Source organism: Micrococcaceae bacterium Sec5.1 (assembly GCA_039636795.1).
GTDB lineage: Bacteria > Actinomycetota > Actinomycetes > Actinomycetales > Micrococcaceae > Arthrobacter.
The window spans coordinates 2,624,495-2,636,648 of record CP143430.1 but is presented as its reverse complement, the minus strand read 5'-3'; the positions used below and the strand labels follow the sequence as shown (position 1 = coordinate 2,636,648).

At 60.8% G+C, this 12,154-nt stretch carries 10 protein-coding genes; 5 read left to right on the top strand and 5 right to left on the bottom strand.

What is annotated here, in order from left to right:
• Nucleotides 1-28: 28 nt before the first annotated feature.
• Entirely contained in the window at nt 29-1,324 is a 1,296-nt protein-coding gene (locus VUN82_12055; protein ID XAS74508.1) for an NAD(P)/FAD-dependent oxidoreductase, read from the bottom strand.
• Nucleotides 1,325-1,352: 28 nt separating this feature from the next.
• On the opposite strand from VUN82_12055, the gene VUN82_12050 reads away from it, so the two are divergent.
• The 5 genes from VUN82_12050 to VUN82_12030 all read left to right on the top strand — a co-directional run bounded on the left by VUN82_12050 (nt 1,353) and on the right by VUN82_12030 (nt 6,075).
• A complete protein-coding gene (locus VUN82_12050; GenBank protein ID XAS74507.1) occupies nt 1,353-2,264 on the top strand; it encodes a LysR family transcriptional regulator in 912 nt (303 codons plus the stop codon).
• Nucleotides 2,265-2,464: 200 nt separating this feature from the next.
• Nucleotides 2,465-2,656: a ferredoxin gene (locus tag VUN82_12045; protein XAS74506.1), complete on the top strand. Its 192-nt coding sequence runs from the start codon at nt 2,465-2,467 to the stop codon at nt 2,654-2,656.
• Nucleotides 2,653-3,837 (top strand): cytochrome P450, encoded by a 1,185-nt coding sequence (locus tag VUN82_12040; GenBank protein ID XAS74505.1) that lies wholly within the window; start codon nt 2,653-2,655, stop codon nt 3,835-3,837. Before VUN82_12045 ends, VUN82_12040 begins: the two co-directional genes overlap by 4 nt.
• A gap of 8 nt (nt 3,838-3,845) precedes the next feature.
• Entirely contained in the window at nt 3,846-5,294 is a 1,449-nt protein-coding gene (locus tag VUN82_12035; protein XAS74504.1) for an MmgE/PrpD family protein, read from the top strand.
• Nucleotides 5,254-6,075 carry a mesaconyl-C4 CoA hydratase gene (locus tag VUN82_12030; GenBank protein XAS74503.1) on the top strand — a complete coding sequence of 274 codons (822 nt, stop codon included), beginning with the start codon at nt 5,254-5,256 and terminating at the stop codon, nt 6,073-6,075. Before VUN82_12035 ends, VUN82_12030 begins: the two co-directional genes overlap by 41 nt.
• Nucleotides 6,076-6,495: 420 nt before the next feature.
• Here VUN82_12030 and VUN82_12025 read toward each other — a convergent pair whose 3' ends face one another.
• The 4 genes from VUN82_12025 to VUN82_12010 all read right to left on the bottom strand — a co-directional run bounded on the left by VUN82_12025 (nt 6,496) and on the right by VUN82_12010 (nt 12,037).
• Nucleotides 6,496-8,835 carry a glycoside hydrolase family 3 N-terminal domain-containing protein gene (locus tag VUN82_12025; GenBank protein ID XAS74502.1) on the bottom strand — a complete coding sequence of 780 codons (2,340 nt, stop codon included), beginning with the start codon at nt 8,833-8,835 and terminating at the stop codon, nt 6,496-6,498.
• A complete protein-coding gene (locus VUN82_12020; GenBank protein ID XAS74501.1) occupies nt 8,835-9,740 on the bottom strand; it encodes a carbohydrate ABC transporter permease in 906 nt (301 codons plus the stop codon). The genes VUN82_12025 and VUN82_12020 overlap by 1 nt, the downstream gene beginning before the upstream one ends.
• Nucleotides 9,740-10,699, bottom strand: coding sequence for a sugar ABC transporter permease (locus VUN82_12015; protein XAS74500.1), 960 nt, complete (start codon nt 10,697-10,699; stop codon nt 9,740-9,742). Before VUN82_12015 ends, VUN82_12020 begins: the two co-directional genes overlap by 1 nt.
• A gap of 66 nt (nt 10,700-10,765) precedes the next feature.
• A complete protein-coding gene (locus VUN82_12010; protein ID XAS74499.1) occupies nt 10,766-12,037 on the bottom strand; it encodes an extracellular solute-binding protein in 1,272 nt (423 codons plus the stop codon).
• Nucleotides 12,038-12,154 lie beyond the last annotated feature (117 nt).

Sequence of the window (12,154 nt, the reverse complement as noted above, 5' to 3'; positions counted from 1 at the left end):
CCGGCTTGTTGACGAACGCGAAGGCGCTCTATGCGGCAACAAGCGAGGGCGTCTCGAGTGTCTTGGTGAAGTAGAGGACTTCTGCGGCCAGTTCTGGATCGTTGCCCATCCTCCGGAACAGCTCCAGGTCTTTATCCCTCTGAACGTGGTCTGTCGAGTGAAAGATCAACCGCTTGTTTGCGGTGGCGCGGGGACTGGCCTTGTCAATGAAAGCGGCGCGTCGTAGTTCGGAGTAGGCATCAAGAACGGACTCATCGGCATTTCCCGCAATCACGGCGCCCAATGCCTCGTTCAGCAGGTAGGAGTCGAACAGCCCCATTGTCAGCCCGAAGCCGCCTGTCGGGTTTGTTGCGTGCGCTGCATCGCCGGCAAGCAGAACACGGCCAAGCCGGTAGGTTGGAGCACTGCGCTGGTGCATACGATAAGGCGCAATGGCATCCAGGGTGGTGCCGGCAGCCACCTCAGGGCCGAATATCTGTTCCAAGAACCGAGGCAGACGGTCCACCACGCCTGCTTCGGGTAGAACGGCATCCTCCATGTAGGTGTAGCGCCACAGCCCGTGGGGCCCGGAATTATCGATCTTCACGATGATTGCTCCGAGAACATCGTCGACGTAGAAGGTCGTTTGGGCCCAGCCCTTGCGGTCGTCGGGGAAACGGATGTTGGCGGCAACAAAGCGCTCCGGCCACGTAAAACCTTCAAAAGGCAGATTCAATGCATTCCTGACGGCAGAGCCCGCGCCGTCGGCACCTATGAGCCAGGGAGCCCGCAACTTAACACGATTTCCGTCGTGCTCCGCCGTGATTGTCACTGCTGAGTCATCCTGGGTCAGCCCCGTGATCTGGTGTCCCCAGAGGACGCGGACGTTGGGAAATTGCTCAAGGTGGCGAAGAATGATCGTGGCCAGCGCACCCTGGCCGAGGTGCAGGTTGTAGGGGTGGGTTACGCGGCCCTCCAACGCCTTCAAACCGTAATTAATAGTTTCACCGGTGTCCCGGACGTAATGGGCATAATCCTGCTTCAGGAACCCGGCCCGTGAAGCGTCGACGAAAAGACCGAGACGTTCCAGACCGTCGAGTGTGGACCAGTGGTAGAGGATCGCCCGCGGGGCGTCACTTGGCTCCCTTGAGCGTTCGACGACGGTAACGTCCAGTCCCTGCTGTGCCAGGCCCAGTGCATTGAGCAGACCAGTAGGACCGGCTCCGGCCACAATTACCTGCTGCTGGTATTCCATGATGCCTCCGTTGTAAACCTGCGGAAATGACGTGAGCGTCGCTGCCCTCAACCAACGGTCGTCCACATCCGGCCATACATCAAATACCAATTAGTAGAGGTTTCCATATACTGAATGCATGGATCTCAGGAATGTTCGATACTTCATCGCGGTGGCGGAGAACGGTTCCATTACCGAGGCTTCCCAAGCCTTGCGGATATCCCAGCCACCCTTGAGCATGGCTATGGCGAAGCTCGAAAAAGAGCTCGGAGTGACCCTGTTCGACAGGAAGCCCCGAGGCATCGAACTGACCGCCGCGGGCGAGTATCTGCACCATGCCGGACGCCGGCTTCTGGCTGAAGAGCGAAGAATCTCAGACACGCTCAAAGCCATGGGGCAGGGGCTTGCGGGCGAACTCCACCTCGGGTGCGAACCGATGTGCCTATGGCGGATCGGCAGTACCAAAATCTCGGAGTTCCTCTCGATCTACCGAAACGTGACCCTGGACCTGACAGACGCCAATCCCAAAGTGCAGCTGGACCGGCTGGCCGATGGCACCCTTGACCTGGCGATCATGCCCATAGTGGCCGAGGAGCCGCTGCAACCCATCAACGGAGTGCATTTCGACATCACAGTTGTGGACGAACTGCCGCTAACGCTCATCGCACCCAGATCCTGGGGCCTTTCGGAAATCACGCCAGTGGACGTTGCGACGCTGACGGACGCCACGTGGATCCTGCCCGCCCGAATTCCGGGAGTGCGCATCCTCTGGCGAATCTGGGCCGACAAGTTCGCACCCGCCGGGGCAAACCCAACCGAGGTGATCCAAGTACCGACGGTCATGACTGCCGCACAGTTGGTGGGTGCGGGAGTCGGAGTATCCCTCTCCAGTTTGGAGATGGCCCGCCTCCACCCGGATGTCGCACAAATTCCCGTGGTTGGCGGTTGGCCCAACGTGCCAATTGCCATCGTCACGCGACGCGACGGCGTAGTAACTCCGGTAGCTGAGCGGTTTGCAGTCCTGTTTTCCGGGGTTCAAACCCCGTCGTAAGGGAACAGCCCTTCTCTCTCGAGCCGGTGCGGTATACCAATCAAGGTATATGCGAAATAGATGAGTATCCCGGAATTTTGGTATTTGTGAAATGTCGCGGGCGGCACCAAGGTAGACCTTGAAACACCAAATGGTCGCCGCACTCCTTGCCCGGAAACCCGGGCTGCTCCGGCCCGATGATTCCGAGAGAGGGCATCCCCATGATTAAAGTCAACGTGGACCTGCAGCGCTGCGATGCCAACGGCACCTGCGCAGCCTTAATGCCGGACGTGTTCCACATAGAGAAGGATGGCACGTTGGTACAGCTGGCTTCCGACGTCGAAGACGATCGCGAAAGCGAACTTGAAGAAGTCATCCTTTGCTGCCCGATGGGAGCGATTTCGCGGTCATGACAACCACAGTGCCAGCATTCGAACTGTTCTCTCCACAGGCCAACGGCCACCAGGGCGGCGCGCTTCCCGATGGAGGAATCGCGGTCGGATCCGATGGTTACGCCGTTCTGTCCTACCAACTCTCTACCGAGGTGCTGCGCAATCCACGGTTTGCCAACTCAGCATTGCGCCTGATGGAAGAGTTCGGCATCAACGACGGCTCTGTCCACGGATTTCGAGCCCGCAGCATCATCATGCAAGACGGAGCCCAGCAACTGCGCTTACGGACTCCGCTTGCACGTTTCATGGGCCCGGCAACAGTGCAGAACACCCGCGACGTCCTCACGGACATCGTGACAGGCATCTTCAACGACCTCAAGGACACGAAGCCGGTGGATTTTCATGCAGGGGTTGATCGCAGAATCCCCTCCTTGGTTTACTGCCATTTAGCGGGAGCTCCGCAATCCGATGCACCCAAGGTACAGGAATTGTCCGAACGGACATTGGCGCTTCTGGCGAGGGATCCCAGCCTGAAAACCGACATCCTCTCTGCCTACGACGACCTATTCCGGTACCTCAATGATCTGATGGAGCGAAAGCGTGGCCACGGCCTTGGCGACGACATGCTCTCCCACCTGATGACACTCGCAGACGAGGGGAAGCTCACCGCACAGGAACTGTTCGACGAGGCAACCTCGATGCTTGAAGCAAGTTCCGTGAACACGGGCCACCAGATCGGCCTCGTCGTCTGGAATTTGCTGCGCAACCCGGAAGTCTGGGAGCAGATTGTTGCCGACCCTACGTGGATACCTACCGCAGTGGTGGAAGCGCTCCGCCTCTATCCCCGGACGGGTGTTATCAGCAAGATTGCGACGGAGGACATGGAGGTTGGCGGGATCACCATCCCGGCTGGCGCCGATGTGCATGTGGCCGTCTGGTCAGCCAACCGAGACCCTGAACGGTTCGAAAACCCCGGCGAATTCGTCCTGGGCCGCGAGCGAAACCAACCACTAACGTTCAGCACGGGCCCTCACAACTGCCTGGGTCAAGGACTGGCGAAGGTGGAAATCGAAGAGGTCGTCTCACACCTCGCGCGCCATTACCCCCAGGCCAGCGTCGTCGAATCCGAATCAGCAATAAGCCAGACCGCCGGGCGGTGGACGATTAAGAAACTAACCGTCGATCTTGGCCCCAGAAGCTGAGGTCATTCATGTCAACTGAATCCCACTCCGAACCATCCATCACAGAAGTTCTCTCCGAATACTGGGCCGGAACCACCTACGACGACCTCCCACAGGATGTGGTTTCCGCCATGAAAGACCACATCCTCGACACACTGGCCGTGGCTATGGCCGGTATCCCTTCGGAGGAATCCCGCCGTGTCCGCAATGCCCTCTCCGGCATGTCCAACGGCGGTCCATGCCTCATCTGGGGCACCCGGGGACGGCTGAACCCGGCCCACGCGGCTCTTGCCAATGGAACCTCGGCCCACGCACGGGACTTCGACGACGGCGGCGGACCAGGACACGCCGGCTCGGCAACTTTGCCAGCCGCGATCGCTGCCGCAGAACTGGTCGGCGCAAGCGGCAAGGACTTGATTGTCGCCGCCTGCGCGGGCTACGACGTCAGTTATCGGCTCTTGCAGGGCATCGGCGGATTTGCCGCGCATACCGACCGGGGCTGGCACTCTACGGGGACGTTTGGCACGTTTGCGGCGGCTGCCGCGTGCGCCAAAATCCTGCATCTTGATGCGGACACCTTCGCGAATGCGCTCGGCATTGCCGGCTCATTCACTGGAGGGGTCTGGGCCTTCATAGAAGATGGCGCATGGACAAAGCGGGTGCACCCAGGCAAAGCCGGCGAGTCAGGAATCGATGCAGCGTTTTTGGCCCGAGCGGGTATCACTGGCCCTCATCGGCTCTTCGAGGCTCCATGGGGTGGGATTTTTGCCACCTATGGGGACGGCCGGGGTTTCCCCGAACGGGTCACAGCAGGTCTTGGTGAGACCTTCAACGTCTCCACGTCCTATCTCAAGCCCTATGCCTGCTGCCGAGGCAGCCACTCAGCGGTTGACGCGGTGCTGAAGCTGATCGCAGAACGCGATCTGCAACCCTCCGATGTACTCTCCATCACTGTGACCGCGGGCGAAACTGCGATCAACATGCTCAATGTTGACCCCATCGAGACCGTGTTTGATGCCCAATTCAGCTTGCCCTACGCCATCAGCGTGGCGCTGGAGAACCGCTCAGTAGGGTTGGAGCAATTCGACCCACCACGCATTTCGGAACCCCGGATCCAAGAGACCTTCGCCAGGATCTCAATGGTGCTGGACCCGTCGATCCAGCTCGAGGACGGGCCCCGTCTCGATTTTGACCTGATGTCCGGCGAAAAAATCACGCTCCTGGCCGGAAACCCCACAGATGCCAAAGGTTCTGAAAAGAACCCCATGACCCACGGTGAGGTCGTCGCCAAAGCACAGGCCCTTCTGCGCCCCTACGGCAACGAGGCAGCAGCGCAGCTAATCGAGGCGGTGGAGAACCTGGATTCAGCATCCACCCTCGACAAACTGATCAACGCCCTCAGCGCAACCCCTCTACCCATCTGGAGTAAGACTCACTATGACACCAACTACCTTGACCGAGCGGGTCGAACGCACTGAACGCATCGCCGCGGAACCCGTTGAATCCCTTGCGGCCGCACTGGATATTGACGTGCCCTTCGACGAGGGCACAACAGTCCCTCCACTATGGCACTGGCTCTACCTTCTGGAGCGCAACCGGCAGAGCGACCTGGGGCCGGATGGTCATCCCACTGTGGGTATTCCGGCCCCACCTGGGCCGGGGCGGCGCAGAATGTTTGCCGGGGGTCGCGTCTCAACCTTCGGCCAACTCAAGATCGGAACCCCGGCCACAAAAGTCATTGCCGTGGCCGGATCAGTCGAGAAGGCCGGCCGCACAGGGCCACTTACATTCACCACCGTTCGCCACGAAGTCTTCCAAAACAATAGTCTGGTGATCCGCGAAGAACAGGACATTGTCTACCGGGCCCCGGGCAGCGCCCCCTTACCCGACCCGCAAACCCCGCCGCCCCCACCCAAGGGCCCTGTGCTGGAGCAAGCCGCCGATGAACGACTGCTGTTCCGATTCTCCGCACTGACGTACAACGCACACAGGATTCACTACGACCTCGACTGGTGCCTGAATGAGGGCTACGACGGCCTGGTGATCCACGGTCCTCTTCTGGCTCTGATGATGGGCGAGCACATGCGCCGTGAAGGAATCGACCTGACGGGTAAAACCTTTAGCTACCGGCTGGCCTCCCCGATGACCAAACGCCAGACATTCTCGATCGTCCCGGGGCCGGATGGCCTGGCCAACGGCGCCGAGGCGCGGAGCGCCGGAGGAGCAATCTGCGCAGTCAGCAGTTTGTCCGGGATCTAGCAGGCCGGAAGAACAAGATGGCGTTGCTACAAAGCTACGCCCTGACCCTCCCCCCTATGACTTGCCCCTTTTCCTGTCCATAAACTTTGCCGAAGCTGCGCAAAACCAGGGGAACTCTTGATCCAGCTGCAGCATGGTTGAACCAGCAAGGATGCAGGAGGAGCCATGAAGCGGATAACAGTCACCCCTAACTTTGGCGGAGCCCCCAAGGGAAGCTCACCGGTCAAAGTGCCGAGCGGAGCCGCACATCCGACGACGGGGTGCAGGACTCCCTCCGAAACGGACCCGCGACCCAAATCCTGTGGCTTTGGCATTCAGGAAACGAGCCGCCAACTCTGGCCCGACTGCCGTGACTGAAGGCTTGCCGGTCTCCCCCTCACGGAATGCAGGTCGAGCCCGAGCCGGGAAGAACCTCTCCATCTAGCCAGTCGCGGCGCTGATCGACCAGGGTGTGCGCAGGACGCGCTCGGCCAGCAGTCGTCGTTCGCCGACGATGGTCACCTCAGCTGTTACCGCGGCCTCGGCAGCCGAGGGGCCAGCGATGAGCCGCAGCGGACCGGGGTCCACTCCCAGCGTCCCGTCAACACCTGTGATCGCGAGTCGGGCTGCATCTACGTGGAAGGAGACTGTCCGCGATTCAGAGGATCCGATCGGGATCCGTGCGTATCCGATGAGTTGTACGGCCGGGCGCACCACTGGGGCGGACGGGAACGCGGCGTAGAGCTGGACGACCTCCACGGTGTTATCGCCGTCGTTGCGTATCGTCACGTCCACGACGAGCGAGCCATCAGTGCTGAGGTTCGCGGCAACGGTGATGTTTTCGTAGACGATCGTGCCCCGAGTGAGCCCGAACCCGAACGGGTACAGCGGCGTGTTGTCCAGGGAGGTGATCCCGGGATTCGAGAGCCCGAGCGCTGGCTGCAGGTACGTCATCGAGGCGTAGGGAAAGCGCGGAATCTGCACGGGCAGGCGTCCTGTTGCCGGGACGCGACCGGACAGCACTCCGGCAACCGCAGCGGCGCCATCGGCTCCGGGGAAGAATGCTTGGATAATGGCACGCGCCTTCCCGTAGGCACCAAGGGCGTACGGGCGGCCGGACAAGACGACCAGGACAGTGGGCACTCCAGTGTCGAGAATGGCGGTGACGAGTGCATCCTGTCCGCCGGGCAACCGAAGGTCCGCGGCGTCGCAGCCTTCGCCTGAGGTGCCGTCGCCGAACAGCCCGGCAATGTCTCCAACCACCACGATCGCTACGTCGCTGTCGCGGGCAAGCGCAACAGCTGCGGAGAGGGCGTCGGAGTCCTCGGACGTTATTTCAGCCCCAGCCTTGAATTGCACCCGGTCCGCTCCGAACTCGTCGCGGACAGCGGCCAGCACAGTCTGAATCCTGATGCCGAGATCGTGGCCAGGGTATTTCGAAAGTACATGGTTGGGGAACGCGTAGCATCCAACGAGGCTGCGGAATTGGTCAGCCGCCGGGCCGAGGACCGCGATGTTCCCCGAGCCGAGAAGCGCAAGAGCGCCCTCGTCACGCAGCAGCACTACGGACTCCTCTGCAAGCCGCGATGAAATCGACCGATTGTGCTCGCTGTCGAGATCGACGCTTTCGGCATCGAGCGGCACAAGGTGTACGTCATCGAACAGCCCCAGCTCGAACTTGTGCCGGAGGTGGCGCTGGACCGAGCGATCGAGGTCGTGTTCGTCCACGACGCCCTCTCGGATCAAGCGCGGCAACTCACCATACGCCGCTGTCTGCGGAAGTTCGACGTCGACTCCTGCGCTCAGGGCAAGGCGGCCCGCGTCGGCCGTATCAACCGCGACGTGATGCATGGCTGAGAGGAACGGCACAGCCCAGTAGTCCGCCACCACGGTGCCCTCGAAGCCCCAACGGTCCCGCAGCAACGTCGTCAGGAGTTGCCCATTTGAACTGCTCGGCACGCCGTCGATATCCGTATACGACGTCATGACACTGCGGGCACCTCCTTGGCGCAGCGCGGCCTCAAATGGCAGTAGTACAGTGTCAGCGAACTCACGCGCACCCATGCTGACGGGGCCGTGGTTACGGGCACCGCGGGATGCTGAGTAGCCGGCGAAGTGCTTCAGCGTCGAAATGATCCCCGTGCTCTCCAGTCCGGCTACGTATGCGGCACCCAGTTGCGACACGAGGTAAGGGTCTTCACCGAGGGTCTCTTCAACCCGGCCCCAGCGGTAGTCCTTCACCACATCCACCACGGGAGCGAGACCTTGATGGATGCCGAGTGCGCGCATGTCGGAGCCGATAGCTTCCGCCATCCGATGGACCAGTTCCTCATTGAAGGTGGCCGCCCAGGCGAGCGGCGTCGGGAATGCCGTGGCGCCATAGGCTGCAAGCCCGGTGAGGCACTCCTCGTGTGCGATGGCTGGAATGCCGAAGCGGTTGGAATCAACGACGCGCTCCTGTAATTCGCGCAGACGGCGCACTCCCTCCGCGACAGTGACCGGTTCCGTGCCGAAAACGCGAGTCAGCTGCCCGAGTCCACCCTCAAACCGATCGGCGCCGGACTCAACACCGCCCTCCAGCTTGGGCGCGAAGTCGTCAGCGGAATCGGTAAGCCAAACGGATCCTAGCTGGGCGGCTTTCTCTTCAAGGGTCAGCTCGGCGGTAAGCAAGCAAGCGCGTTCCCAAGCAGGGAGAGAGCGATCCCGCCAGCCCTGCTGACCGGGGCTATCCGCAGAACCGGTGATGGGCAATGCATTTGCGCTGGAAATATTGTGCAGCATCAGCCCTTGAACGCCCCATCCATGATCCCGGACACCATGCGCCGGCCGACAAAAAAGAACACGATCAGCAGGGGCAGCGTAGCCAGGAACGAGCCGCCCATGGCCAACGCAACGTCAATCGTACGGTTGGCCTGGAGTTGTTTCAGCGCGATCTGCACAGTGAACAGCTCCGGGGACTTCAGGACAATGAATGGCCACATGAAGTCGTTCCACACGCTGGTGAACGTAATCAGTCCAAGCACAAACGCGGCCGGACGCACCACCGGGAATGCGATCCCCCAGAACATCTGCCACGAATTAGCACCGTCAATCCGGGCCGACTGGATAAGCTCGTCGCTCACGGTGGTCGCCATATGTTGACGCATCCAGAAGATACCAAACGCACTGGCCAGCCCAGGCACGATGATTGCTTGCAGCGTGTCCACCCAATCAAGTCCGGAAATGATCAGATACTGCGGAATCACACTGAGCTGCGCAGGGACAGTCATCGTCAACAGGACGATGAGGAACAACAAATTCCGGCCGGGGAACTGAAGCTTGGCGAATGCGAAGCCCGCCATCGCGCACATGATCGCGGAAACGACCGCGATTGTGAGCGAGACGAAAATACTGTTGATCAGCGAAGCGAAGAACGGGACGGTGTCGAACACCTTCGCGGCGACCTCGAAGAACTGCGTGCCCGGATACATTCGGGGCGGGATTGAGGTCACAGCTGTGGCTCCCGCAGACGCGATGACGAACATGTAGTACAGCGGGAACACCGACACGATGACGGCGAGGGCGAGGAACATGTACACGCGCCGGCTGACTCCGCCGCCCTTGCCGCGCCGCTTGGGTTGGCGGCCCGGTTTCACCCCACGGACGGCCAGGCGCTGCGGGATAACCTCATCGATTACATCGGACATCAGCTGGCCTTTCTCGTACGTGTGGACAGGAAGAAGTTAAGGAGCGATACGAGAACCACGATCACAAACAGCACGACGCCGATTGCGGAACCATAGCCAAACTTGAAGAGGCCAAAACCCTGCTCATAAAGAAAGAGGGAAAGAGTCTGGCACTGTCGGCCCGCCCCGCAGGTGAGGCCGGATTCGGGCGATACGAGAAGCGGCTCCGTGAAGATTTGCAGCCCACCGATGGTTGACATGATGACACTGAACACGATGATGGGACGCAGCGATGGGATCGTCAGATGCCGGAACTGCTGCCAGCTCGAAGCGCCGTCCACGGAGGCCGCCTCGAACATCTCCCGGGGCATCGATTGCAATCCAGCCAGGTAAAGCAGGGTGTTGTACCCGAACCAGCGCCACATCACCATTGCCGAGATGAGGATCCAGGAGCCGTAGTTGGTGGCAAGGAAGTTCACCGACGGGAGCCCGAACAGTCCTAGGAACCAGTTGATGAGGCCAAAGTTCTTGTCGAAGATCTGAGCGAAGACGATCGCGGTCGCTGCCACTGAGGTGATGTAAGGAACCAGCAGTGCCATGCGAAAGAAGTTCGCCCAGCGAAGACGCGCATGGTTGAGCAGGTGCGCGAGAAAAAGCGCTAGGAGCAGCTGCGGGATCGTCGAGATCAGGAAGATCCCAAACGTGTTCAGTAGCGCATTCCAGAACCGTCCGTCGGCGAAGAGCTGCTCAAAGTTCTTAAAGCCGACGAAGGTCTGCTTTCCAATGGGATTCCAGTCGAAAAGCGAGACGTAAAAGGTGAAGACGAGGGGGAAAAGTCCAAAGACAATGAAGATGATGAAAAAGGGCGCAACGTACGCGTAGGGAGCGATTCGCTCAGCGAGCGGGTTACGGATCCGCGTGGCCTTCTGAATCGGGGCTTTGCGCTGTTTGCGGGAGAGAGTGGCTGTCGCCGATGACATAGGTGTACCTCCGTCGAAGAGTGGCCCGGCCCTGTCCGCACCGGGCCACTCGGGTGGGTGGGACGATCAGCCGCCGATGGCCTGCTTGGCCGTCTGGAGGGCAGTCGTCCAGGCTTTATCGGGAGTCACACCGCCGGCTTCCAGCTGGACGAGGGTGTTCAGGAGCGCACCGTTGATTGGTGTCGTGTCGGGGCCGTTATAGAACGACGGGAACTGCTGGACGGAAGTGGCCATAACCTTTCCGATCTTCGAGTCTCCGAAGAAGGGGTCGGTGTAGTCCAGGACTGACTGGCTTGCGACGGCGGAGGTCGCCGCCGGGAACGTGCCCGACTGCGTGAAGTGGTCCGTTTGACCCTCAGCCGACATCATTGTCTTGATGTACTGCCAGGCGGCCTCGGGGTGCTCCGCGCGGGCCGGGATGGCAATGACGCTGCCACCCCAGTTGCCACCGACGCCGGGCACGCTGGCGATGCGCCACTTGCCCGCGGTGTCAGGGGCATCAGTCTTGATGCCCTTGAGGATCCATGAGGGAGCAATGGTGACGGCAAAGGCACCGTTCGCACGGCCTGGAGCCCAGCCCGAGGACCACGCCGCAATACCTGCACTGATGCCGGCGTCGTGGGTTTTGACCGCGACGTCGAACGCGTCTTTCACCTGGGGGTTCGTGTCGTAGACGAGCTTTCCCTCGTCCGAATAGTACTTCTCACTGACCTGGTTAACGGTCGAGAAGAAGACGCTGGTCTCAATATTGTCCACGAAAGGCTTACCCGTGGCGGCGGTGTACTTCCGTCCCATCTCGATGAACGAGGGCCAATCCTTCCACATGGCAGCGACCTCATCAGGGTTCGTCGGCAGGCCGGCCTGCTCGAAGAGGTCCGCACGGTAGGCGAAACCCAGTCCTCCGACATCCGTCGGAATGCCGATGACGGAGCCGTCCGGCGCGGTCGCAGCACCCGCGGCCCAGTCGAGATAGTCGTGGGCGATGTTGTCACCGCCCAGCTTTCGCAGGTCCAGGAAGTTGGTGCTGTTCTCGACGAACTTGGGCAAATCGTCATTCTGGATCATGACGAGATCGGGGACCTTGCCCCCGGCCAGCGCGGCGGTGAGGGCAGTTGCAGTCTCGGTGGTGCTTCCGACCTCAGTCAGCTTGACCTTCGCGCCGGGCACCTTCTTGGCGTACTCATTGACGCTGTCCTTCGCGTTGATCCCGGTGAAGGACCAGAAGGAAACCTCCGCATTCGGATCGGCTGCTTTTCCGCTGCCGCCGGAGGAGCATCCGGTGAGAGCGACGGCAAGTGCTGCTGCAGCGGCGATTATCGCCGACAAGCTTCTTTTCACGACAATTCCTCTTCTTTGGGGACTTGGAAGGGATTTCAGAGCGTTCAGTCTGGGGCCAGAGAACGATCTCTGGGCCAACCGTAGCTTGCAGTTTGGCGCCACGCAATAGCTTTTTGG

Excerpts from the sequence above, each read along its gene's own strand:
- VUN82_12050 (XAS74507.1), top strand. The coding sequence starts at position 1,353 with ATGGATCTCAGGAATGTTCGATACTTCATCGCGGTGGCGGAGAACGGT.
- VUN82_12045 (XAS74506.1), top strand. The coding sequence starts at position 2,465 with ATGATTAAAGTCAACGTGGACCTGCAGCGCTGCGATGCCAACGGCACC.
- VUN82_12040 (XAS74505.1), top strand. The coding sequence starts at position 2,653 with ATGACAACCACAGTGCCAGCATTCGAACTGTTCTCTCCACAGGCCAAC.
- VUN82_12035 (XAS74504.1), top strand. The coding sequence starts at position 3,846 with ATGTCAACTGAATCCCACTCCGAACCATCCATCACAGAAGTTCTCTCC.
- VUN82_12030 (XAS74503.1), top strand. The coding sequence starts at position 5,254 with ATGACACCAACTACCTTGACCGAGCGGGTCGAACGCACTGAACGCATC.
- VUN82_12025 (XAS74502.1), bottom strand. The coding sequence starts at position 8,835 with ATGCTGCACAATATTTCCAGCGCAAATGCATTGCCCATCACCGGTTCT.
- VUN82_12020 (XAS74501.1), bottom strand. The coding sequence starts at position 9,740 with ATGTCCGATGTAATCGATGAGGTTATCCCGCAGCGCCTGGCCGTCCGT.
- VUN82_12015 (XAS74500.1), bottom strand. The coding sequence starts at position 10,699 with ATGTCATCGGCGACAGCCACTCTCTCCCGCAAACAGCGCAAAGCCCCG.